This is a genomic window from Microcoleus sp. Pol17C6 (assembly GCF_036701145.1).
Taxonomy (GTDB): domain Bacteria; phylum Cyanobacteriota; class Cyanobacteriia; order Cyanobacteriales; family Microcoleaceae; genus Microcoleus.
Window position 1 is genome coordinate 99,806 of record NZ_JAUBQH010000004.1, and the last position, 22,306, is coordinate 122,111.

General features: G+C 47.6%; 17 protein-coding genes. 7 read left to right on the forward strand and 10 right to left on the reverse strand.

The genetic code is table 11. The annotated features are described in order from the left end of the window. On the forward strand, nt 1-195 hold a 195-nt coding region (locus QUA25_RS03580), incomplete at its 5' end, for a hypothetical protein (protein WP_333035641.1). A 72-nt stretch (nt 196-267) separates the two neighbouring features. Here the strand turns inward: QUA25_RS03580 and QUA25_RS03585 are convergent. Together QUA25_RS03585 and QUA25_RS03590 are read right to left on the reverse strand one after the other, a co-directional pair. Further along, nucleotides 268-1,056, reverse strand: a complete 789-nt coding sequence (locus QUA25_RS03585) for an SDR family oxidoreductase (protein WP_333035643.1) — start codon at nt 1,054-1,056, stop codon at nt 268-270. 184 nt (nt 1,057-1,240) lie between these two features. Then, a complete protein-coding gene (locus tag QUA25_RS03590; protein WP_333035645.1) occupies nt 1,241-2,125 on the reverse strand; it encodes a nuclear transport factor 2 family protein in 885 nt (294 codons plus the stop codon). A gap of 206 nt (nt 2,126-2,331) precedes the next feature. Between QUA25_RS03590 and murG the strand changes: the two genes are divergently transcribed. Beyond that, a complete protein-coding gene (gene murG, locus QUA25_RS03595) occupies nt 2,332-3,432 on the forward strand; it encodes an undecaprenyldiphospho-muramoylpentapeptide beta-N-acetylglucosaminyltransferase (protein ID WP_445304843.1) in 1,101 nt (366 codons plus the stop codon). A gap of 60 nt (nt 3,433-3,492) precedes the next feature. Here murG and ureG read toward each other — a convergent pair whose 3' ends face one another. The 4 genes from ureG to QUA25_RS03615 form a co-directional block, all read right to left on the reverse strand. Beyond that, nucleotides 3,493-4,089 carry an urease accessory protein UreG gene (ureG, locus tag QUA25_RS03600; protein ID WP_333035646.1) on the reverse strand — a complete coding sequence of 199 codons (597 nt, stop codon included), beginning with the start codon at nt 4,087-4,089 and terminating at the stop codon, nt 3,493-3,495. Nucleotides 4,090-4,126: 37 nt separating this feature from the next. Then, nucleotides 4,127-4,840, reverse strand: a complete 714-nt coding sequence (locus QUA25_RS03605) for an urease accessory protein UreF (protein WP_333035648.1) — start codon at nt 4,838-4,840, stop codon at nt 4,127-4,129. 95 nt (nt 4,841-4,935) lie between these two features. Then, nucleotides 4,936-5,373, reverse strand: coding sequence for an urease accessory protein UreE (gene ureE, locus QUA25_RS03610; RefSeq protein ID WP_333035650.1), 438 nt, complete (start codon nt 5,371-5,373; stop codon nt 4,936-4,938). A gap of 430 nt (nt 5,374-5,803) precedes the next feature. Further along, nucleotides 5,804-6,295 carry a DUF4168 domain-containing protein gene (locus QUA25_RS03615; RefSeq protein WP_333035651.1) on the reverse strand — a complete coding sequence of 164 codons (492 nt, stop codon included), beginning with the start codon at nt 6,293-6,295 and terminating at the stop codon, nt 5,804-5,806. Nucleotides 6,296-7,165: 870 nt separating this feature from the next. On the opposite strand from QUA25_RS03615, the gene QUA25_RS03620 reads away from it, so the two are divergent. Further along, a complete protein-coding gene (locus tag QUA25_RS03620) occupies nt 7,166-7,591 on the forward strand; it encodes a DoxX family protein (protein WP_015177615.1) in 426 nt (141 codons plus the stop codon). After that, the gene (locus QUA25_RS03625) at nt 7,588-8,103 is read left to right on the forward strand and encodes a DUF4385 domain-containing protein (protein WP_333035653.1); all 516 of its coding nucleotides are present in this window, start codon (nt 7,588-7,590) and stop codon (nt 8,101-8,103) included. Before QUA25_RS03620 ends, QUA25_RS03625 begins: the two co-directional genes overlap by 4 nt. 101 nt (nt 8,104-8,204) lie before the next feature. On the opposite strand, the gene QUA25_RS03630 is transcribed toward QUA25_RS03625, so the two are convergent. The 4 genes from QUA25_RS03630 to QUA25_RS03645 all read right to left on the reverse strand — a co-directional run bounded on the left by QUA25_RS03630 (nt 8,205) and on the right by QUA25_RS03645 (nt 12,639). Further along, complete coding sequence (locus tag QUA25_RS03630) at nt 8,205-8,672, reverse strand: regulatory protein RecX (RefSeq protein WP_006634375.1); 468 nt, start codon at nt 8,670-8,672, stop codon at nt 8,205-8,207. 89 nt (nt 8,673-8,761) lie between these two features. Beyond that, nucleotides 8,762-9,172, reverse strand: coding sequence for an AbrB family transcriptional regulator (locus QUA25_RS03635; protein ID WP_172184952.1), 411 nt, complete (start codon nt 9,170-9,172; stop codon nt 8,762-8,764). Nucleotides 9,173-10,679: 1,507 nt separating this feature from the next. After that, on the reverse strand, nt 10,680-12,380 hold the full coding sequence (locus tag QUA25_RS03640; protein WP_333035658.1) for a CHAT domain-containing protein: 1,701 nt from the start codon (nt 12,378-12,380) through the stop codon (nt 10,680-10,682). Between the two features lie 4 nt (nt 12,381-12,384). After that, nucleotides 12,385-12,639, reverse strand: a complete 255-nt coding sequence (locus QUA25_RS03645; RefSeq protein ID WP_333035660.1) for a hypothetical protein — start codon at nt 12,637-12,639, stop codon at nt 12,385-12,387. Between the two features lie 1,422 nt (nt 12,640-14,061). Between QUA25_RS03645 and QUA25_RS03650 the strand changes: the two genes are divergently transcribed. The 3 genes from QUA25_RS03650 to QUA25_RS03660 all read left to right on the forward strand — a co-directional run bounded on the left by QUA25_RS03650 (nt 14,062) and on the right by QUA25_RS03660 (nt 22,231). Next, nucleotides 14,062-20,103, forward strand: coding sequence for a cadherin-like domain-containing protein (locus QUA25_RS03650; RefSeq protein WP_333035661.1), 6,042 nt, complete (start codon nt 14,062-14,064; stop codon nt 20,101-20,103). A 535-nt stretch (nt 20,104-20,638) separates the two neighbouring features. Then, on the forward strand, nt 20,639-21,625 hold the full coding sequence (locus QUA25_RS03655; protein WP_333035662.1) for a threo-3-hydroxy-L-aspartate ammonia-lyase: 987 nt from the start codon (nt 20,639-20,641) through the stop codon (nt 21,623-21,625). A 300-nt stretch (nt 21,626-21,925) separates the two neighbouring features. Further along, entirely contained in the window at nt 21,926-22,231 is a 306-nt protein-coding gene (locus QUA25_RS03660) for a small RNA NsiR4-regulated ssr1528 family protein (RefSeq protein WP_333035663.1), read from the forward strand. The last annotated feature ends 75 nt before the right edge of the window (nt 22,232-22,306 follow it).

Below are 22,306 nucleotides of genomic sequence, written 5' to 3' on the forward strand. Positions count from 1 at the left end.
TTTTTTGCTCAGCGTGCGATCGCCAAAAAAAACCCGGCCAAAATTGGTCGGGAGTTAATTAATCAGGGTGCATCTACTAATTTAATCTCCCGCCTCACAGCACCTCTTTCAGGACACTTTGGCAGAATGTGGGATAATTTTTTGCTCAGCGTGCGATCGCCAAAAAAAACCCGGCCAAAATTGGTCGGGAGTTAATTAATCAGGGTGCATCTACCAATTAAGCTTCCTGAGAATTCGAGCGCAATCCGGACAATTACCACTAAAAACTCAAAACTCTTTTCGGTGCACCAGAGTAGCACTAGCTTGGTCTGTCGGAACTAGCAAGACTTCGCTAATATTGACGTGGGGCGATCGCGTCGCGCAAAAATACACGACATCGGCCACATCGTCTGCAGTCAGCGGTGTCAATCCTTGATAGACATTTTTTGCTTTTTCTGAATCGCCGTGAAACCGGACATTGCTAAATTCTGTTTCCACCAAACCAGGCTCTATTTCCGTCACTCGCACTGGTGTTCCCAAAAGGTCTTGTTTCAACCCTTCAGAAATAGCTCTCACTGCTGCTTTGGAAGCGCAATAAACATTGCCTTTCGGATAAGTTTGGCGGCCTGCTATTGAGCCGATATTCACTACGTGGCCGCGGCCTCGGCTTACCATTCCCGGCACGATCGCGCGAGTCATGTAAAGCAAGCCTTTAACATTGGTATCAATCATTTCTTCCCAATCTTGGAAGTTGCCTTCGTGCAGTTTGTCTAAACCACGGCTCAATCCCGCATTGTTAATCAGAATATCGATGCTTTTCCAGGCATCGGGAAGCGCAGCTATCGCCGATTCCACTTGCGGGCGATCGCGCACGTCCAATTCTAGCAAATAAATCTCGTTCGCCGACGCAATCAATTTTGTTTCTACAAGTTCGTTTGCCAGTAGATCGAGCTTTTCAAGACGGCGGGCTGCTAAAATTAGTTTGGCTCCCCCTTTGGCGAATATCTTGGCACAGGCTGCTCCGATACCGCTACTCGCACCTGTAATGAAAACAATTTGGTTTTGGATAGAAATCATTTTTAATTAATAATCAGAAGGAAGAGGGAAGAGGGAAAAAATTTTAGTTGGTATAAGATTAAGTCTGGTCAATTAACCATCATTATTGTAGAGGCAGGTTTAACTTGTTCTCTCATTGGTGTTAGAAATTTTACTTAAACCGCCACTACAGAAATTACCCAAATAACCCATAACACCTATTTTATTATTTGACAACCCGCAATCGCACACTAACTGTTGCAATCCCGCCTTGTCGCATCAAAACTGCTGAAACCCATCGATTTTCGGGCGTAGCCGGAGCTTTACCTACTTTAAAAATTCCCCCGGAATTTAGCAATTCCAGCTCGACTTCTGAGGGATTAAACAAGGTTTTTTCGGTAATGGGTTCCTCCAAAACAGTCCCTATTAAAATATCATCGCCGATCGGCTCTCGCACAATGGCATCAAAATGGTACTCTTCGCCCACCTTAACTTGATCCGGAAAATTCACTTGAATTGTGGGAGGATTTTGCCCAGAACTAAGCTGAGTTTGTTCTGCTAAAATCTCTTGACTAACTATTTTTTCACCTTCAAAGCGCTGCTGGGAACGGATGGTAGCTTTGAGAGTTAATTCTCTGCCATCCTTTTTTTGAGTGCCGGCTATTGTAGTTATGGTTTCTGCGAGAATCGCGCTACCTTCGGTTTTCCAAGATTTGATCTCGGTGCGGTAATTTAAACTCGGATATCGATTCCAGAGTTGGGTGAGGGCTTTTTCCATGCTTTGGCTGTTTAAGCCGTCAGAATGAGTGAAATTCGGGCTGTAAAATGCCATAACTGCTTTGACATCGCGCCGGTTGGCCGCTGCGTCAATTTCTGTTAGCACTTTTGTGAGTGGCGCAGGCGCATTTGCAGGGGTTTGGGCGATCGTTCGGGGAGTCGCCGCGATCGCACCAATCGCTCTTGCCGCACTAGGATGCAGCACGCCAGCACTTACCACTGTTAAACATAACAACATTTGAGCGATCGACTGCCCGCAGTTAAAGCCAAAAACGAGCGCCCGATCGGCTTTTTGGTTCCGACGGCTGGAAAAATACTGAGATACACTTGGCATTAAATTCAAAAAATTACGCATTAGATGATAATTTGGTTATTTGTCAGGAGTCGTGGCGCGGGCAACTGTTCGCCTGCAACGAAAACTGACAACGGAAGCAGGGACACGGCACAATCTAATTTTAGATGGCTGATTCAAAATTGGCTGAAACTGCCGGAATAATAAGCATAATAATCTAAAACCTCAAATATAAAATTGATCGACCTGTGGAACTTGTACTTGTAAAAAAAGAAACAAATACCTTGACAAAAGCCCCCCTCCGGTTGTTGGTTGCAGCTAGCGGCACTGGTGGACATTTATTTCCCGCGATCGCCACCGCTAGTCAGTTGAACGACTGTCAGATCGAATGGCTAGGAGTCCCAGACCGCATGGAAACCGAGTTAGTTTCATCCCTTTACCCCCTCCACACGATCGCCGTTGAAGGCTTTCAGCAGCGATTTGGACTCGGTACACTGCGAATTTTGGGCGGACTCGCCGGCTCGGTCCTTCAGGTGCGGAAGTTGCTCAAAGCGGGAAATTTTCAGGGAGTGTTTACTACTGGCGGTTACATCGCAGCACCGGCAATTCTGGCGGCCCGTTCTTTAGGTTTGCCGGTAATTCTCCACGAATCTAATGCAATTCCGGGGAAGGTGACGCGCTGGTTTAGTCCTTTGTGCACTGCTGTGGCGATCGGATTTGAAGCAGCAGCCCAGCATTTACCCCGCGCGAAAACCGTTGTTGCTGGTACGCCGGTGCGATCGCAATTCCTGACTCGCCAACCTCTAAATTTGCCAATTCCTGACAGTGTACCTGTAATTTTAGTCATGGGCGGCTCTCAAGGTGCTGTGGCAGTCAATAAGTTAGTGCGCCAGTGTGCTCCGGCTTGGTTTGATGCCGGTGCTTGGGTGGTTCACCTGACAGGAAATAATGACCCGGATGCTGAGAGTTTGAAACACGAGCAATATTTGTCGATGCCATTTTACGACAATGTGGCGAGTTTGTTGCAGCGAGCAAATTTAGCCATTAGTCGATCGGGCGCGAGTGCTCTGACAGAATTAGCAGTGACAGGAGTACCTTCTATTTTAATTCCTTTTCCTCACGCCGCTGACGACCACCAAAGATTTAATGCGGAAGTATTTGCTAAAGCCGGGGCCGCCGTGGTATTCCGTCAAAGCGAATTAACCGCAGATGTGTTGGAAAGCAAAGTGTTGTATTTGTTAAGAGATTCCCAATATTTGGAAAAAATGTCTCAAGCAGCTTCTGAACTAGCAGTGAGAGACAGTACAGAACGTTTGGCTAATTTGGTCAAACAATTGGTGGTGAGGTGATATTTTTTAGGATTTTTAACCGCAGATGAACGCAGATGAACGCAGATGAAGACTGATGTTTTACGCGATATGGGAGCGGATGAAATTAACTACTGATTCTAATCCTTCTTTAGTCTTCAAGTTAGTAAAAACAAAAGGTTTATCGCCTCGCATTTTTTTCGTATCCCGTTCCATCACGCCTAAATCTGCTCCTACATAAGGTGCGAGGTCTGTTTTATTAATTACTAATAAATCCGACTTAGTAATTCCCGGCCCGCCTTTGCGCGGAATTTTATCGCCTGCTGCAACATCGATTACGTAAATTGTTAAATCTACTAACTCCGGGCTAAAAGTGGCCGCCAAGTTATCGCCGCCGCTTTCTACAAAGACTAAATCTAAATCAGAGAATTTGTGCTCTAACTCTTCTATAGCTACTAAGTTAATGGAAGCATCTTCGCGGATGGCTGTGTGGGGACAGCCTCCCGTTTCTACGCCCAAAATTCGATCGCTCTCCAAAGCTTGACTCCGAACCAAAAACTGGGCATCTTCCTGAGTATAGATATCATTAGTAACTACAGCAATCTGGTATTGCTGCCGCAGCGCCTTGCACAAAGCATCAAGTAAAGCAGTTTTTCCCGAACCAACCGGCCCAGCAATTCCTAGACGAAAAGCACCCATAGCGATTTTAGATTTTAGATTTTAGATTTTCTGATTTTCAACTCCGAAATAGCCGAGTGTACTGAGTTTCGTGCGCCATACTAGCTAGGGCTAACCCCCAACTGCAACTAGCAATATCATCATCTTCTAATTTTAAAACTTCTTGCGCCGTACAGCTAATTTGAGACTGCAAATCTAACAGTAACTGTTGACCCGCTGTTTGACCGAGGGGAATCAGTTTCACGCCCGCACTCGCCAAATTGGCAGCCCAACTGTACAAATATCCTAACACGGCGGCTTCCTCTTCTATCTGCCAGTTGGCGGCGGCAATGCCAAAGCCGATCGCAAAATTGCACGGATTGCCACAAAATTCCACCAAATCTTTTACACTTGTTGTTAACCCAGAAGCAACGGGCGATTCCCTGCGGGATAGCTTCGCTTCACGCAAATCCAGCAGCAACCTGACCAAAGTCCGCCCCATTTGCCAACTTTGCAAGCGCAACTCTTCTGTTTCCTTAGTAGCAGTCGCCCAAGCATTCCAGTAATTCAAAGCCATCAAATCCCCTATCTTTGCCGCCCTCAAAGCCCTTACCACCACAGCGGCTTCTACTCGAACAGCCCCGCATTGCAGCGAATTTTCTAACCAATTCCTCAAAGTAATCTCGCTGTCGATCGCACCGGTTTCTACCAGACTTTCGATTCCCTCAGAATAACTATAAGCTCCCACAGGTGCAAAAGCTAGCTGTAACAAACATAAAAGTTGATTGTTCACTGTTGACTTCTTCCTTCTTGAATGACCGAAACTAATTTGGTTATAAGCCCTCGGATTCCAAGGTGGGAGTAAATCTAAAATCTAAAATCTAAAATCTAATGGCTGTGCCCGTAAGCGCCAATTTCTGGCTGAAACGGCACAATTTCCTCTGTTACTTCCAAACCCATTTTTTCCAGCATTCCCTGCAATACAGAGTCGGGAGAAAGCCTTAAATAATTATCGGCAATTTCTAAAGCTACGTGACGGTTTCCTAAATGATAAGCCGCCCGCATCAGTAGCAGCGGACTTGATGCGCGGGCTGTCAGCACCGGTTCGGGTTTTGCACTTACCAGTACCAAACAGCTACCGTCTTCCGACTGCAATAAATCTCGATCGCGCAGTACCGTACCTCTGGGCAAACTCAGGTGCAGCCTTTCCCCCGTTTCTGTCTCGAATCGGTGGCGGCTGCGAGTGCGATCGTCTGCTGTCATTTGTAAAGTAAAGCTGACAATAGCATCGGGATTTGCAGGTAAATGTTTTGTGAAGGTTAGCATTTTTATATTCTATTCCTCAGAGCAATTCACTTGAACTTGAGTTTTTGAGGAATATCTTTTTTATAGCCGAAGGAATAAGGAAGACTGAACTTCCAATCTTCAGCTCATGTTTCAGAAATTAAAAACGTCTTAATCGTGTTGGCGATCGCTATATCTCATTCCGATTTACAGCAAGTTGAAAAATAGTCATCTCTCTGACCGCTCCCGTTCTGGTTTTATTACCAAATTTATGTTATTTTGTCAAGCACTTAATCGCAGACGATCGCTTTTTTTTGAAAAAATTTTGCCTACCGTCTAGGAACTCGAACAATTTAAATCTCCAATATATTGTTGGGGGGAGGTAGCGGTTAGGCATCCTGCCTGCCCTTAACAAGCTTTTATGGAGAAGTCTAAGAGAACGGGAGAGGAAGAAAGACTCAAACCATCAAGCTTATTGATTGCCCGCTTGTTGCAGTCGCAGGAGCTCGGCTTGAATTCGCTGTTTGACTGCCGGATCCGCTTGCTGGAGCAAAGTAAGCTGGTTGAAGCGACTAACTGTCAAACCATTGGTTTCGATAACTTTTTTAGCTTGTTGGCAGTAATTCACCGCGATGCCGCGAACACCTCCAGACAACCTATTTATTTCCTGAGTTTCGTTGCACACTACTCTGGGAACCGAGCCCCCAGCGATTCCTTTAATTTCGTTATAAGCTTCCACCCGTCTGGGTTCTATTGCCAACACAGCGCGAGCGTAGCTAGTAATTTCTTCGCTGCTAATTTCTTGAGCTTGGGCTGCAGCTCCGAAAACGAGGTTTGGGGATTGTGTGTACAAACCGGGCGCCCATCCGCTAGCTAAAGCTGCAGCAGAAAAGATGCCAAGCAACAGCGATTGTCGCAGCATCCGGTTTATGCCAAATTTAGAGGTGTTTAGTGAGGTGTTCATGGTCGTCGGTGATTGATTGCGTGTAGATAAAAATGACACAGCGCTTGGAGGCTCAATCTTTTTGAATAATGTGGTGGGTAAAAAGTTCCTGCCGTTGGTGACTATTTTGAATTGCAGCAGGATGGTTGGGGAGTTGCTACGACGATCGACTTTTTAGCAAATTCAATAATTTCATTCATTATAACATCTGTCGGAAGTTGACAAAATTCAAACTTTAGATAGAAATTTTAATTACAGAGCGTTCCCAAATTGCCTCTCCCAATAATTCTAAAAGCGCAAATATTAAATAATTCTAAAAGTTCTTGACAAATTACTCGCCTTAATTGGGCTACTCAAGGTACGGGCTAGCAAAGCTATCTTCCCCCTAGGGTTCCCGAAGGTTAGGGAAGCGCCTGGAAGGCTAGGTCAAATTTAGCAGCAATCGCACTCATCAATTGCGGCGATGATTTATTTAATGTTAAGCGATGGTGCATTTGTCGATGAAGAAAATCCCCCACTGGTTTGGCTGGTGACGAAGCCAAAGCCGGAACAAAAATCATGTTTCACTACCCGAAGATAGAGACAGCAACAGGGCACTAGACATTAAAATCTTGTTATCAAAATGTGCGCTATCTGTTTTTGGCAGTCAACGCCCAGGCCTTCGATTCCATTTCTCACTTCCTCCAGTTTGGGGGGGTGAAAAATTGTCTGGGAGTTACCCAGAAACCTGGTGTTTATACGAAATAAAATCGTTACAGCCATCAGCAAGAGCAGACAAAGCCGGAAAGCTGGAATTTTTGGGCCTCAGTTTTATTGTCATATCGCTCGCAGATAGCGAATTTTGGCAAGCATTATCGCAGCACTTTAACAGTTATTAATTTCCCCTTGCCCATGAAAAGTCAAAAAGAAATTTGGCGAGTTATTCTCGCAGTAGCTATCAGTATTGTAGGCGTGCTGCACTTTGCAGTACCCGCACCTTTTATCAGAATTGTGCCACCCCAGCTTCCTTACCCGGAAGCCTTGGTTTATATCAGCGGTTTTTTCGAGATTTTGGGGGGAATTGGGCTGTTAGTTCCTCCTGTGAGCAGGGCGGCGGCGTGGGGATTAATTGCCTTGTTTATTGCCGTGTTTCCAGCTAATATCAATCAAGCCGTCAACAACATTCCCATTGAAGGGATTCCCCACAACCAATTACTGTATTGGTTCAGGCTGCCTTTTCAAGCCGTCTTGATTGCTTGGGCCTGGGTTTATACCCAACCAGACGAAGGGAAACCCCGGGCTTCTATAGTTCCCGATAGAACAGAAAATGCCCGATGAAGCAGTTCGACTACTCTTTGGATTTTAAGAACATCGACTTTCGACAGCACCCGGAACTTTATCGGGTAGGGAAAGGAGAACAGGGAGTGCTGTTGGTGGAACCCTACAAAGGAGAAATTCTGCCTTTCTGGAGGTTTAAGACTCCTGAAATTGCCAGGGAGTCCAGCAGCAAAATTTACTCCTTGTTTTTAGAGTATCTCGATCGCGAAGATTTTGTGGGAGCCGATATGGCCCGCAAGTTCTTGCAGATGGGGTATACTCGATCGCGTCGCTACGCCAACCACAAAAGCGGTCGAAAATACCCGCAAAACCCTCAGAAGCTGAAGTCTGTTGCAGAGCAAACCGCAGCTCGAAAAGATATTTTGCCCCTACAAGCAGATCCGGTGAAAGCAGAATCTGCCGCCATTTTTAAAGAAAAATGGATGCTGGCTAAAATCAACGAGAAATATCTCGAGCTTTTAGCCAGACACCGGCAGATGTACGAATCTTATTTAGTCAACGCTGAGGATTGACATACATTTACAAAAACTCAGAACTTACACTTTAGCCCCGTCGGCAGCGGTGTAGTTGTGCTTGCCTATCTGGGCCGCACCTATTTGCGTGGCCCTACTATTTACTCGTCATCTTCTTCTGTTTGCCACTGTCGCCAAATTTCAAAGGCATTAAAGCCCCTGTATTGCAGGTAATTCAAGACTTTGCCCTTGGTTTTCGGATCTGCTTTACCCCAAGTATCGATCTTGTATTTCCGCATGACTTTGGCTTTTAATTCGGCCAGTTTTTCTGCTTCGGAGTCCTGATTTTCGGCAATTTCTTCTTCCCAGACTTGCTCGAACAAATCGTTGGTAATTCCTTTTTGCAGGCACTTGCGCTTGATGGCCGACTTCCCGTATTTGCCTGCTGCAGAGGCGATCGAGTTTGCCACCAAGCGAGTGTCGGACTGATAGCCGCGGTCTTGAATTTGCGCGATCGCCTCCAATATTTCCTCATTGCCAAAACCTTTCTCTTGCCCCTTTTTGCGAAGTTCAGAGGCACTGTAGTCTTTGCGGGACAAGAGAAAATAGAAATAGTCAAGACAGCTCATCAGTTAAATCGAAGGGTGGCGCGCAAATACTCGTGTAGCGAAGCCAAATCCAGTCGCCTTGCTATCGGCTGACTGCATCGAGATCGCCTCTATTCTTCTGTATCCTCCTCTTCATCATCCACATCCACATCCGGTCTGTCCACATCGATCTGAATCAAGCGAATGTGCTTGTATCCGAGCTTAATTTCAAACTCGTCTCCCGGCTTTAATCCCATTTCTTGGGTATAATTTGCCCCGATCACGATCGAACCATTCTTGTGAACGCTAGCTCGATAACTCGCTTCTCGCCCGCGTCCGTCTGCTTTAGACTTCTCTAGCTCAATGCCCTTAGCAGCTAACACTGCATCGTAAAACTCAGCCAGATTAATCCGGGTTTCTCCACTTTTGCTGACCGTGAAGTAGCCGCAAAGCTTTGCAAGTTCTCTGCGTGGCAAATCACTGCCTTTGATTTTTTGAAGCAGACCTTTTCCTGTTAAGGGTGCTGTAGCTGTTTCTGCCATTGACCGTACCTCGCTTATTGGACTTTACTTATATCAATTACAACACATTAGATTAACTTTGTTTCACTGTCAATACTAAGAATTCTGAATATTAAGATTCTGGATAAATTTCTGTGGTCTCAAGACCGGGGGTGCAAGTAAGGATGCTCGAAGGCCGATCAATTTGCACCTCGCGGCCCAAATGCTTGTGTAAGCCTCGGACAGATCGCGCGGGGAATTATTGTCGCAAATTAAATGCTTTACTTTTTTACACTAAAGTCTGTTCCCTGCATTCACCAATCCGCGATTGTGTCTGCGGTCAAGGTCAAAATAAGACAGCCCTGAATGGAAATACCTAGAACGCGGTCACTGCAAATCTGCCGAAAGCATTTACCGGCGCGGGGTTAACTTTTACCTCAACAAGACGAGGCAGCACTTGTTCTCAATGTCACTGCCAGCTACTTGTAAATTCTATTTTTCGGGCTGGAAATCCCCTCAAAACCCCAAATACCAACGAGCAATCTTCTATTAAGGTGTTGAGCATATAACTTCCACAGAACGCAGTGTGGGGAAGGCAATTAGGTAAAAATTGAAGGAAATTTCACCTCTTCTTTGAACGGGTTTAAGCTAAAACCCGAGTCAATGGGCGCGGCAGAAACATCGGGCAGCCACTAAGAGGGGAATAGTTTTGATCGGGTGAGATTGCTTCGCGACTCTTAACACTTCGCCAGGACTCTGTAGATTTCTAGGGGGAACTCGGGAAAATCCTCCTCCTCCGGCCCCAATCCAGAAAATTTGAGGTTATTTCCACAGGGGAATTGAAAAAGACCGAGTTAAATGCACAACTGCTTAAATGTTTGATGCACTACAAATTAGCGGCGGTTCCCGGCATGGAGTTTCGATGGAAATGTATTGGTTTCGACTCGTGGCCTGTAAACTGCCATACTCTCAAAATTTATGTACCAACTGGAGGGGCGCGTCAAACTCACAGCCACTTCCATAATTAATTATTGTGAAATATAGCAAGCGCGCTGACGGTGAGGACCTTCTTAATGGTTGCAACTGTGGCTTTTATTGTCTTGTGCCGAATGACGAATGCTCCTGCTGCCGAATCAGCCCGCGCAAAAACACATACAAGCCACCGACTCTTGTCGTGGTGAGATCAAAATTTTAGAGTCTTGTTCCAGTTCCCAGATTTGTCTGTCGAGTAAATTTAAAATCTCAAATCCTTCGACTCAGGGTTCAAGCCGAAGTCTAAAATCTACAATCGACTGACGAATTTCATATCAAGCAGTCCCGGACTTACTCTCTCGACGAGAAACCCGGTTTCTTCCTAGATGCTTGGTTGCGCTGCTGCTTATTTTCGGTAAAAACCGGCTTGATGAAGGTAAGTCCGAGATTCAATCGAGCAGCATACTTTTGATCACTTTTCCAGCGGGAACCTATAACGAATGGCCAGCAAAAACCCCACCCAGTTTGGAGCCAGGCTAAGAGGGTCTAAATTCAGCATTGCAGTGGGCGATCGCTTTTAGTGACGTTGTTGCAGGTAATTTTGCGACAGGGGAGTCCGTACCGCCGGCAGTAACTCTTCTGGTTTCGTGCTTCGCTGGTTCGAGTACCGCCACCCAAAAAAGCCAGCACTCAAAGCAACGGGGAACAAGCAAAGCATCAGGGCGACAGATTTTTTCAACCCCGGTTTTTTTAACGGTTTCTGAGTCGCTGCAGCGGCGCGAGTTGCTTGGATCGCCGAACACTCAGAATTAGGAATAGAGGACGGCGAAGCCGTCGGTGAGTTTGGTGAATTAGTAGCATCGGGTCGATCGTTCTGGTGAACCCAATCCCTGCGATCTTTTAATGGGTCGGGAAAATATTCCCAGACTTCGCCGTCAGAATTGTCTGACTCATGCGATCGATTGGCTGGGATTGGGGGGTATGGGGCGATCGCCGAAACCGAAGACGGAGCCTTCCATTCTGTACCCGCGAGCGCCGGTTGCGTTCCCGACGCGATTATGTGCACCATAGAACCGGATGTCGCGCTGTGGGCTGGGGCGCCGATCAAATAGCCGTCAAAGTCCGGGTGCTGGTAGAGAATAGGCAAAGCCCAGTATAGCTGGTGAGAACCGTAGGCAGAAATTAGCCCAGCTCTGGCCCGGCTCAGGCTCAGATCAACTGGATAGCCTTGATTGAGGTTGCGGTAAAACAACCGCGTCAGAGTTAGGGCTACATCGTCGGGGATGCTTTCTGCCATTGCTAGCACTGCCGGAATGCCCCGCTTCACTAGAGCTTCGGTTAAGTTCCGTTCCGGGCTGTCGTCCGCGAGATCGGAGGGGTCGCCGTAGGCGCCGCGGCAGGAGTTGAACACGGCCATCTGAATACCGTTGTTAACAAGCAATCCAGCTAAGTCGTCGCCACTCAAGGTTTCGGTTAAGCCGGTGCGGCTGCTGACTAGGTAGAGTTCGCCACCTCTGGAACCTAAGTTGCTGTGGCCTGCGTAGTGCAGGACTTGGTAGTGTCCTTGTTCTAGGGCTTGGGTAAGTTGTTCTCGATCGGGCTGTTCGAGAATCGTCAGTTGAATTTCCGGGGAATGGGGGCTGTTTTTGAGAGGATTACCCGTGCGGTTTTGGAGTTCTTGTTGCAGGTGGAGCACTTCTCGCTTGAGCTGCAAGCTGTCTCGATCGCTCGGAGAGGCGATCGCCATTAAAATTTTTAGCGGCCCGCTACTAGGCAGTATCCGGGTTTGTTTGAACAAACTTGTACCTGGTTGGTAGCGTGAAAACACGACATCGGTGCCGGTTGCCAAAGGGCGATCGCCGGCGTGCAGAACTTCCCACGGCAGCCGCGGCAAGCGCCGGCCTTTGAGTCCGAGTCGCAGTTGCAGCACTTCTCGGCGGTGCTGGGCGATGCCTTGAGCGCAAGTCCAGCTATCGCGCAAGTTTCCTTGAAACAGCCCGCTGTATAATTGTTGTCCGAGCGCTACTAAATTCGGCGCTGAGTTGTGTCCCGAACGGGAGATCCCGCGACCAGCAAAACTGCTTCCCTGTACTGCTTTTCCTTGGAGCAAGCCCACCAGCGGGTCGTTCATCAGTTGAGCAGAGAGTGCAAGCCATTCATTGATCGGCCAGCGGACTTGTTGTTCGGCTAAGGGTACACCGGGTGCAACCCTTTCTGTCCGCACTAGATATTCGTCGTCTCCAACTGGAGTGACTGAGAGTTGAAATTCCTGGCTCACGGATTTAGCGCCCTCCCGCCTTAATTCTGAATTTGCCTGCGTTTTTGCGGCTAGCAATAGCGATCGGCAAAATAATTTTTACTTTTTCAATCAAAGTTTCTGAATGCGCTTCCCCCGATCGGGCGATCGCTAGGGTCATATATATTTGTTCAAACACTTTGAGGATATAAAAGTTGTACTTTAATAACAGTTTATTAGTTTTGATTGCCCTGTGGCTCGGTGAAAGCCGAATTTTCTGCAATCTTTGTATCTTTAACATTTTGCACCTCTACCGCAGACCCCTTTAGATTCGTCGTGAACTTGAGTTTCTCATTGCTGAGTAAAGTTAAATTGGAGGCACTTTACCAGGCGGATCTCTAGTTCTTATTAAAATTACTTCGGCTCTCGTCAACCGGTTTCAGGGTAATATCGCAGGGAAAGTTGAGTATTTTATTTTTTTTGGCGATCGGTCGATCGGTCTTTACCGCTTATCCTCTACCACCAACCCCCCATGTGTAATCTTGATTTTGTGTCAATTAATTAATTGGTCAGCCCTGGGTTCTCATCCGTAAGCCCTCCGCCCTCATCCTTAAGACCTCAGTGGCGATCGGTAATTGATAGTTGACAATCCATAATTGCCAATAACTTATTGCTAATTTTCCGCTTCTATGATATAGTATAAAACTTTTAATTTAACTCTCTTAATCTAGTTAAAGTTAAGCAGCAAAAATAAACGTAAGCAGCCAAGAACTCTCAACAATACAATGGCAATCAAATTATTCCGGTACTCTTCAGCAACCATAATTTTTGGCATCTAGAGGATTAAGCCTCATCAGGCCGGTTTCTCGGAAAATTATTGGATTTGGTAGCAAAGCCTCTACAAAACAACAGGGTTGGGCAGCCTCGCCGTGGGTCGTGCCCGCTCAAAATGCCGATCGAGCTTGCAACTGTCACCAAAAACGAATTCTGCCCCTTTACTACTTTTTGGCACTTTTTGCAATCTGTCTTGAGATTGATATATTTTGGCAGAATTCTTAGTATCGATCCGAAAAAAAATTTTTCTCAGTTCGCGAGGTTTCCTAGAATCGAGAAAAAATTGTGCAACTAAAAATTAGAACAAATATTTGCCCGGGCGAATTATCTAAATTTCTAATTAATCATCGGGAACTAAAATTAGAAGCGTGCAGTCGTTTAGTCAAGAGATTCAAATCCTAAGTCAGGGAAGGATTTGTCAAAGCTGGGAGTGTTACAAAACTTCCATACACCCAGCCAAGCTCGGAAAAAATGCAAGGGAAAAATTTGGGGGGATACAGGTTTTGGGTAGTTATTTAGGAGTTGTCAGTTGCGAGTTTAAGTTCAGCTAATTCACTGTAGAAATTACGTAGATAATCTACAATCAGGGGCCCTTCGGTCCAGCTTACTGTAGAAATTACCGAGAACATCTCAAATGCTCGGCGCTTCGGCGCAGTAATTACAGTGTAGGTTGCGGATCAATTAATTTTGGTAGGCAATTGCAGAATATAAAACTCGCAACAGAGCGAAAAAAACCTTGCCGTTTAAGTGGCATCTATAATAGTAAAGATGAGGAAACCAGCTCCTCTAGCAGGCGAAAGCATGAAGTTAAAAAAACAATCTTCTGCAGCGTCCTGTTTGCTGATAAATTGATTCTAAGAAGCTTACCATTTTTTTGGAAATATCAACGATGGAACTACTTGAAGAAGAACAGGGAACACTTTTTGCCTTTCAACAAGATGAAACAGGAATTCCTGAGATGACAGAGACAGATCCCAAGTTGTTTACTACACCGATCCCCATCGGTGACGGGGTGGATTTAGGCAACAACAGCCCTCCTTCCGATGAGAAGTTAAAGGACTTAATTGACGCAGCGCTGAGCGAAAACACCGCCGACATTAACGCCTTAATTCCGGATCAGTCTAACGGTACACCCGAAACAGGTGCTGCTGATGACAGCCAAATGGCGGAATCTACCGGCGTACTAGAAGAAGGTGTGGGCGACATAGATGACGATGACTTCGACGATGGCAGCGACATCCCTCCCCGCCGCCGAACCGTCCTCGGTAGCGATGACGATGACTTAATTGTCGCCACCGACGAAAACGAGGAGATATTCGGCAATCAAGGCGAAGACACAATCAAAGGAAACCGTGGCAGAAAAAATACAATCTTCGGGGGTAAAGGTAACGACGATTGCGAGGGCGGCGAGGACGACGATGTAATAAAGGGCGACAAAGGAAACGACAAGGTTAAGGGCGACAAAGGCAACGACAAGGTTAATGGCGGTAAAGAGAACGACAGCCTTTTTGGCGGTACCGGCAATGACACCTGCGAAGGCGATGACGGCGATGACTGGGCCAACGGCAACGAAGGAGATGATGACGTTAAGGGTGGCGCCGGCAGTGATACCGTCTATGGCGGCAAAGGCAACGACGATTGTGAGGGCGACGAAGGCAACGATGTCGTCAGGGGCGATCGAGGCAACGACGATTGTGAGGGCGGCGACGGCAACGATACCGTTAACGGCGGTAAAGATAACGATACCGTGAAGGGCGGTGCAGGCAGCGACAAGTGTGAAGGCGACGACGGCGACGACAGCGTTAGCGGCGGCACCGGTAACGATACCGTGAACGGCGGTGGCGACAGCGACGTTTGCAGTGGCGACGACGGCGACGACAGCGTTAGCGGCGGCACCGGTAACGATACCGTGAGCGGCGGTGGCGACAGCGACGTTTGCAGTGGCGACGACGGCGACGACAGCGTGATGGGCGGTGCCGGCGACGATACCGTGAGCGGCGACGCAGGCAACGACCTGTGTGAAGGCGACGACGGCGACGACAGCGTGATGGGCGGTGCCGGCGACGACAGTGTGATGGGCGGTGGCGGCAACGATACCCTCGTTACTGGCGACGGCAATGACGTGGCAGGCGGCGGCGACGGCGACGACAGCGTTAGCGGCGGCGGCAACGGCGACGATACGCTGATGGGCGGCAACGGCAACGATACGCTGATGGGCGGTACTGGCAACCATACCTGTATAGGCGGTGTTGGAGATGACGACTATGTCCTGAGTAACGGTAACGCTGGGGTAACTGCAGTCATCGCTGACTTCGAGGACGGCAGCGACCAGTTTCTGCTGTTTGGCGACTTGAACTTTAGCAGCTTGACCTTTATACAAATCGGTGTCAATACCGAAATTCGGGTCAATAACTTCGCGATCGCGCTATTGTTGAATGTCAACGCAACGCTTATCACTGCGGCCGACTTTTTGGGAGTTAATCCTCAAACTCCAACTCCAACTCAACCTCAAACTCCAACTCAACCTCAAACTCCGATTTTTAACCCTCCGCAACTGGAAGTTAGTGAGACCCTGATTGCTGGTTCCAGCGGCCAGGAGCAAACTATTACTCCTGATTTGTTGCGTGTTTCCGATACCGGGCAAGGTCCTGGCGGCATAACCTTCACGCTAACCGAGCTGCCCCCTGCTACAACCGGGCAACTATTTGTTAAGGGAGTCGCCGTAACACAAACGGGCGTTACCTTCACTCAAGAAGACATTAACGCAGGCAGGGTAACTTTCAGAGCGGCAGTAGGTTTTGTCGGTGCGGCTACTTTTGGTTTTGAAGCTACCAACGGCCAAAGAGCTCTCACCGGCAAGCGTTTTAGCTTGAAAATCGAGCAAAATTCCTTTAATTTTGCTGGCAATCCAGAAGGTCAAGCTATTGCCGGTTCTGCGACGCTCCCTAACAACATCGTAGGCAGCGATGGTAACGATAACATTACAGCCGGTAAAGGCAAAGACACAATCATCGGCGGCAAAGGCAAGGACACAATCATCGGCGGCGATGGCGATGACGATATCGACGGCGGCGATGACGATGATTATATCGAAGTTAGCCTAGGCAAAAACACACTAAAAGGAGGCTTGGGCAAGGACACAATTAAAGGCGGCAATGACGCTGACGATATCGACGGCGGCGATGACGATGACAATATCGAAGCTGGCATCGGCGATGACACAGTAATAGGCGGTGCTGGGAATGACACATTAAGTGGAAATGAGGGAAATGACACGATCGAAGGCGGCCTAGGAACCAATGTTCTAAGTGGGGGTGATGGAAACAATCGCTATGTTTACCGCACTTCCCGCCAACAGATTCAAACAGTTGCAGAAGCTGACTTAATTACTGACTTTAAGGTCGATGGCGATCTTTTAGAGCTTTCTACGGCAGCTTTTGGTAATCTCACCGTTTCTAGCTTGACCCGACTGGATATTACTGCTACTACTGCTGTTGGGTCGATCGGCAGCGCTAATTTGCTCGACTTCACCACGGATATCACTGTTACCAGCATCGCGTCTTTGCAAGCGCGGTTTGTAGCTTTGGGTGGCAACGGAGACGTGCCTACTTTCTGTCAGTTTATAGATGCCGAGACCGGCCGTTCCGTACTGGTATTTTCTGTTGAGGGGCGCTTTGAAGTTGTCACCAGTTTCTCGGCGAGCATTCGCCTGCAACTCAGTAACTTTGTCTTCACGGGCCCGCCACTAAATATTCCTGTCGGTACTGCTGGTGCTGACAATGTGGATTTCACCACTTCTCCGGCCCCAGTTAATTACGATGGTTTAGCAGGCGATGACAAGATTGTCGGCAGCAACTTTAACGATAGCCTCAAGGGCGGCGACGGCAACGATACCATCACCGGCGGCGTCGGTTTGGATGTCATAAGCGGTGGCACTGGTTCGGATCTGTTTGTTTACAGGACAACTAAAGAAGGCGGCGATAAAATTTCCGACTTTACTGTTGGGGTAGACAAATTCGAGTTTAGCGCGAGCGCTTTCGGCAATTTGACTACGACTAACTTTGACGGTGTTAGCGGGGTTTCTCCTGACATTACTGGCAAAGAGTTAGTGATTTTCACCGGCGGCAGTTATGCCTCTTTGGAAGCTGCACAAGCTAAGGCCGTGGGCAATTCTACAACTGCTGGTTTCTTCGCCTTTACGAATGCGTCGAACGAGACTGTGTTGTATTTTGACTCGAACGGTACCGTGGCCGGTGGTTCGACGCTTATTGCTTCTTTGGGTACGGCTGCTAGCAATCTGGGAACGGCGGACTTTGTATTTACAGGTACGATCGCCTCTCCTGCTGGTACTACTACCAACTCAGGCAGCGTTGTTGATTTAACTGCTGCTGGGAACACTTACCCGACCGGAGTTAACAATTTCGGTTCTGGTGCTGGCGGTTACAATTTCACCACTCCTGTCTTGTTTACCGGAAATGCTGATGCTAACAGCGTCACTGGTACTGAGTTTGCTGACATCCTCAGCGGCGGCAGCGGTGCAGATATTCTGACTGGCGGTTCTGGTGCGGATCTGTTTGTTTACAAAGCAACAGGCGAAGGCGGTGATACGATTACTGACTTTACCTCTGGGGTAGACAAATTCGAGTTTAGCGCGAGCGCTTTCGGCAATTTGACTACGACTAACTTTGACGGTGTGAGCGGTTCAACTCCTGACATTACTGGCAAAGAGTTCGTGATTTTCACAGGTGGCAGTTATGCCTCTTTGGAAGATGCACAAACTAAGGTCCTGGGCAATTCTACAACTGCTGGTTTCTTCGCCTTTACGAATGCTGCGAACGAAACGGTGTTGTATTTTGACTCGAACGGTACGGTGACAGGTGGTTCTACCTTGATTGCGAATCTGGGTACTGCTGCTAGCAATCTGGGCACGGCGGACTTTGTATTCACAGGTACGATCACGTCTTCTGACACTGGTACTTCTCCCACTGGTACTACTACCAGCTCCGGCAGCGCTGTCGATTTAATCACTAATCCCGGTACTTTCCCGACCGGAGTTAACAATTTCGGTTCTGGTGCTGGCGGTTACAACTTCACCACTCCTGTGTTATTTACCGGAGATGCGAGTGCTAACAGCGTCACTGGTACTGAGTTTGCTGACATCCTCAGCGGCGGCAGCGGTGCAGATATTCTGACTGGCGGTTCTGGTGCGGATCTGTTTGTTTACAAAGCAACAGGCGAAGGCGGTGATACGATTACTGACTTTACCTCTGGGGTAGACAAATTCGAGTTTAGCGCGAGCGCTTTCGGCAATTTGACTACGACTAACTTTGACGGTGTGAGCGGTTCAACTCCTGACATTACTGGCAAAGAGTTCGTGATTTTCACAGGCGGCAGTTATGCCTCTTTGGAAGATGCACAAACTAAGGTTCTGGGCAATTCTACAACTGCTGGTTTCTTCGCCTTTACGAATGCTGCGAACGAGACTGTGTTGTATTTTGACTCGAACGGTACGGTGACAGGTGGTTCTACCTTGATTGCGAATCTGGGTACTGCTGCTAGCAATCTGGGCACGGCGGACTTTGTATTCACAGGTACGATCACGTCTTCTGACACTGGTACTTCTCCCACTGGTACTACTACCAGCTCCGGCAGCGCTGTCGATTTAATCACTAATCCCGGTACTTTCCCGACCGGAGTTAACAATTTCGGTTCTGGTGCTGGCGGTTACAACTTCACCACTCCTGTGTTATTTACCGGAAATGCTGATGCTAACAGCGTCACTGGTACTGAGTTTGCTGACATCCTCAGCGGCGGCAGCGGTGCAGATATTCTGACTGGCGGTTCTGGTGCGGATCTGTTTGTTTACAAAGCAACAGGCGAAGGCGGTGATACGATTACTGACTTTACCTCTGGGGTAGACAAATTCGAGTTTAGCGCGAGCGCTTTCGGCAATTTGACTACGACTAACTTTGACGGTGTGAGCGGTTCAACTCCTGACATTACTGGCAAAGAGTTCGTGATTTTCACAGGCGGCAGTTATGCCTCTTTGGAAGATGCACAAACTAAGGTTCTGGGCAATTCTACGGCTGCTGGTTTCTTCGCCTTTACGAATGCGTCGAACGAGACTGTGTTGTATTTTGACTCGAACGGTACCGTAGCGGCTGGTTCTAGCTTGATTGCGAATCTGGGTACTGCTGCTAGCAATCTGGGAACGGCGGACTTTGTATTTACAGGTACGATCGCATCTTCTCCTGCTGGTACTACTACCAACTCAGGCAGCGTTGTGGATTTAATCACTAATCCCGGTACTTTCCCGACAAACGGAGTTAACAATTTCGGTTCTGGTGTTGGCGGTTACAACTTCACCACTCCTGTCTTATTTACAGGAAGTGCGACAGCTAATAACGTCACCGGCACTGAGTTTGCTGACATCTTGAACGGCGGATCGAGTGCTGATATTTTCGACGGCGGTGCAGGTAACGACAGCATCTTCGGCGGCGCGGGTAGCGATACTCTCAACGGCGGCGAGGGGAATGACACTTTAATCGGTGGTGTGGGAACCAATGTTCTCAACGGCGGTGCTGGTTTGGATGTGTTTGTGTTCAGCGGAACTACTGCTGACGGCGGGGATGTAATTACCAATTACAGCACTGCTGACGATCTAATTAACCTCGACAGCACTGGTTTTGCAGCCTTTACCACCGGATCTGGGCCTTTGGGTTCGAGTTTCTACGCTTACAGCAGTACAGTTTCTGATGTAACTGTGTTTGAAGGAACTTTAACCGGGCCGTCCATCATGGCTATCTACGACGGTTTGTCTACTAAACTGTATTACGATAGCAACGGTTCTACGGTTGGTGGTAACAGTTTGTTTGCCACTGTCGATGTCAATTTGGGAGTTTCCGGTAATTCTGAATTGTTCTTGTTCTAAACGGCAAGAATTCTAATCGGGATATCGGTACGGTTAGGGACACAGCATTGCTGTGTCCCTACAATACAGAGGTAAGGACATAGTAATACTGTGTCCTTTTTTTTTGTAATTGTTAAACAATTTAGTTGCTATTTTTTGGGTAGGGAAATGGCATTGCCGTGTCCTCTTTTGCGTTGTTGTCGATGGTTGGAGTCGATCGCACTCGCGAGGGCAATTTCACCATCCCATCCGGTTTATTTTACCCGTTACCCGAAATCTGGATACAGCGCCGTGCCATTTCCATACAATTAATCGGGATGTGGTTAAATTTGTATTCATTAATCCCTCTCCTATGCAAGTAAAAACGCCACTTTAATTTTTGAGAGTAAATTGTCATAACTTTGATTTTAGTCAACAGCTTTTTTAACCATTAAGTGCGACACCTAATAATTCTTGTCCTCCAAAATATAATAAAAATTTATAATTTAATCGTAGGAGTGAAGCGGGCCATGCCCCTCCTACAAATAAAGTCCTCGATCGCCCCCATCTAAAATCTATGAGTGCCCCATTGAGTACCCAAAATCCCTTGTCAGTCTCTTTCGTCGATGTGGAGGCGGCGGCAAAGCGCTTGCAGGGCAAAGCTTTCAAGACGCCGGTGCTGACTTCGGAAACTTTCAACAAACGCACAAATTCTCAGGTATTTTTAAAATGCGAAAACTTTCAGCGCACGGGTTCGTTTAAATTTCGGGGTGCTTGCAATGCTTTGATGCAGCTATCTGAAGCCGAAAAACAGCGGGGAGTGTTGACTTTTTCTTCGGGAAATCACGCGCAGGCGATCGCCCTGGCGGCGCGGTTGCTAGAAATTCCTGCTACTGTTGTCATGCCGACAGATGCGCCCAAAGTCAAGCAAGAGGCGACTCGCGGCTATGGTGCGGAAATTATTTTGTACGATCGCACTCAAGTTGCGCGGGAAGAGCTCACTGCCAAAATTGCCGAGGAGCGACACTTGACAATTATTCCTCCTTATGATGACGCGCGGGTGATTGCGGGACAAGGTACGGCCGCGCTGGAATTAATCGCAGAAGTTGGGGAGTTGGATTTGCTGCTGGTTTGCTGCGGCGGCGGGGGTTTGCTGTCGGGATGCGCGCTCGCAGCAAAAACTTTGTCTCCGCAGTGTAAAGTAATAGGAGTAGAACCCGAGCAAGCAGACGATGCTGCGCGATCATTCCGCACGAAAACGCTACAAACTGTTACTAACCCGGATACGATTGCTGACGGTGCGCGCACGCCATCTTTGGGGAAATTAACCTTTCCTTTGGTGCTGCATTATGTTGATGATATGGCAACAGTTTCAGAACACGCAATTCGCAGCACAATGTTTTTTATGTGGGAACGCATGAAGATAGTTGGGGAACCGACGGGAGTGTTAGCAGCGGCGGCTTTGTTGTCAGGTGTTGTGAAGGCTAAAAATGCGAGTATTGGCGTGATTGTGAGTGGAGGAAATGTGGATTTGAGCGAACTTGATCGGTTTTTTTCACTATAATTAAGTCTGTCACTTTGTTGGTTCGTCAGTCCGAAAGTCCGCCGGGCGTTTAAACCCGTGTCTAATAGCAAAAGTCCTCGAAAAAGGACTGGAAAGCATTTTTTATTTTTATCTTTAGTCCACTGAAGTGGACTTGCTCTGTGAGACGGGGGTTAAAACCCCCGGCGGACTTTCGGGCAAACGCCAATTATTCATGCAAACGTCAAATATTCATGCAAGCGCAAAATATGGACAAATTTTACCAAATTAAAGAGTGATCTGATAAAATGCTTCCACAACAAACTTCCATTTAATAGCACAATGTCTTCAGAAACAAACTCAACGGCTCAATCTACAACTGGTGCAGATGCGATCGATGTTGCGATCGCCTCTGGAATCGACTTTGACGGTACTCCGATTCCGCAAGCAAAATTAGACCTCTACAAGCAAGTGATGGGATTAGAAGCCGGCAGACAGCGCAGTGGCGTGTCAAATACAATGCGATCGCGCATTGTCCGAATCGGTGTCAAACATCTGCCTCAAAGCGAGCTCGATAAAATGCTCGTTGCTGCTGACTTCGCGCCACTGAAAGATAAAGAAGTTGCGTTTTATTACGGCGGCAAGTAAAAATTATCTACCCTTTTAGACAGATGAACAGTCATCCCCAAATCGGTCAAACTGGGGACAAATCCTAGCAGAGGG

What these genes read in the sequence shown, in the direction of transcription:
- QUA25_RS03660 (WP_333035663.1), top strand. Translation starts at nt 21,926, where the DNA reads ATGTCTTCAGAAACAAACTCAACGGCTCAATCTACAACTGGTGCAGAT.
- QUA25_RS03645 (WP_333035660.1), bottom strand. Translation starts at nt 12,639, where the DNA reads ATGTTAAAGATACAAAGATTGCAGAAAATTCGGCTTTCACCGAGCCAC.
- QUA25_RS03620 (WP_015177615.1), top strand. Translation starts at nt 7,166, where the DNA reads ATGAAAAGTCAAAAAGAAATTTGGCGAGTTATTCTCGCAGTAGCTATC.
- QUA25_RS03585 (WP_333035643.1), bottom strand. Translation starts at nt 1,056, where the DNA reads ATGATTTCTATCCAAAACCAAATTGTTTTCATTACAGGTGCGAGTAGC.
- QUA25_RS03590 (WP_333035645.1), bottom strand. Translation starts at nt 2,125, where the DNA reads ATGCCAAGTGTATCTCAGTATTTTTCCAGCCGTCGGAACCAAAAAGCC.
- ureE (WP_333035650.1), bottom strand. Translation starts at nt 5,373, where the DNA reads ATGCTAACCTTCACAAAACATTTACCTGCAAATCCCGATGCTATTGTC.
- QUA25_RS03615 (WP_333035651.1), bottom strand. Translation starts at nt 6,295, where the DNA reads ATGAACACCTCACTAAACACCTCTAAATTTGGCATAAACCGGATGCTG.
- QUA25_RS03635 (WP_172184952.1), bottom strand. Translation starts at nt 9,172, where the DNA reads ATGGCAGAAACAGCTACAGCACCCTTAACAGGAAAAGGTCTGCTTCAA.
- QUA25_RS03655 (WP_333035662.1), top strand. Translation starts at nt 20,639, where the DNA reads ATGAGTGCCCCATTGAGTACCCAAAATCCCTTGTCAGTCTCTTTCGTC.
- QUA25_RS03650 (WP_333035661.1), top strand. Translation starts at nt 14,062, where the DNA reads ATGGAACTACTTGAAGAAGAACAGGGAACACTTTTTGCCTTTCAACAA.
- QUA25_RS03625 (WP_333035653.1), top strand. Translation starts at nt 7,588, where the DNA reads ATGAAGCAGTTCGACTACTCTTTGGATTTTAAGAACATCGACTTTCGA.
- ureG (WP_333035646.1), bottom strand. Translation starts at nt 4,089, where the DNA reads ATGGGTGCTTTTCGTCTAGGAATTGCTGGGCCGGTTGGTTCGGGAAAA.
- QUA25_RS03630 (WP_006634375.1), bottom strand. Translation starts at nt 8,672, where the DNA reads ATGAGCTGTCTTGACTATTTCTATTTTCTCTTGTCCCGCAAAGACTAC.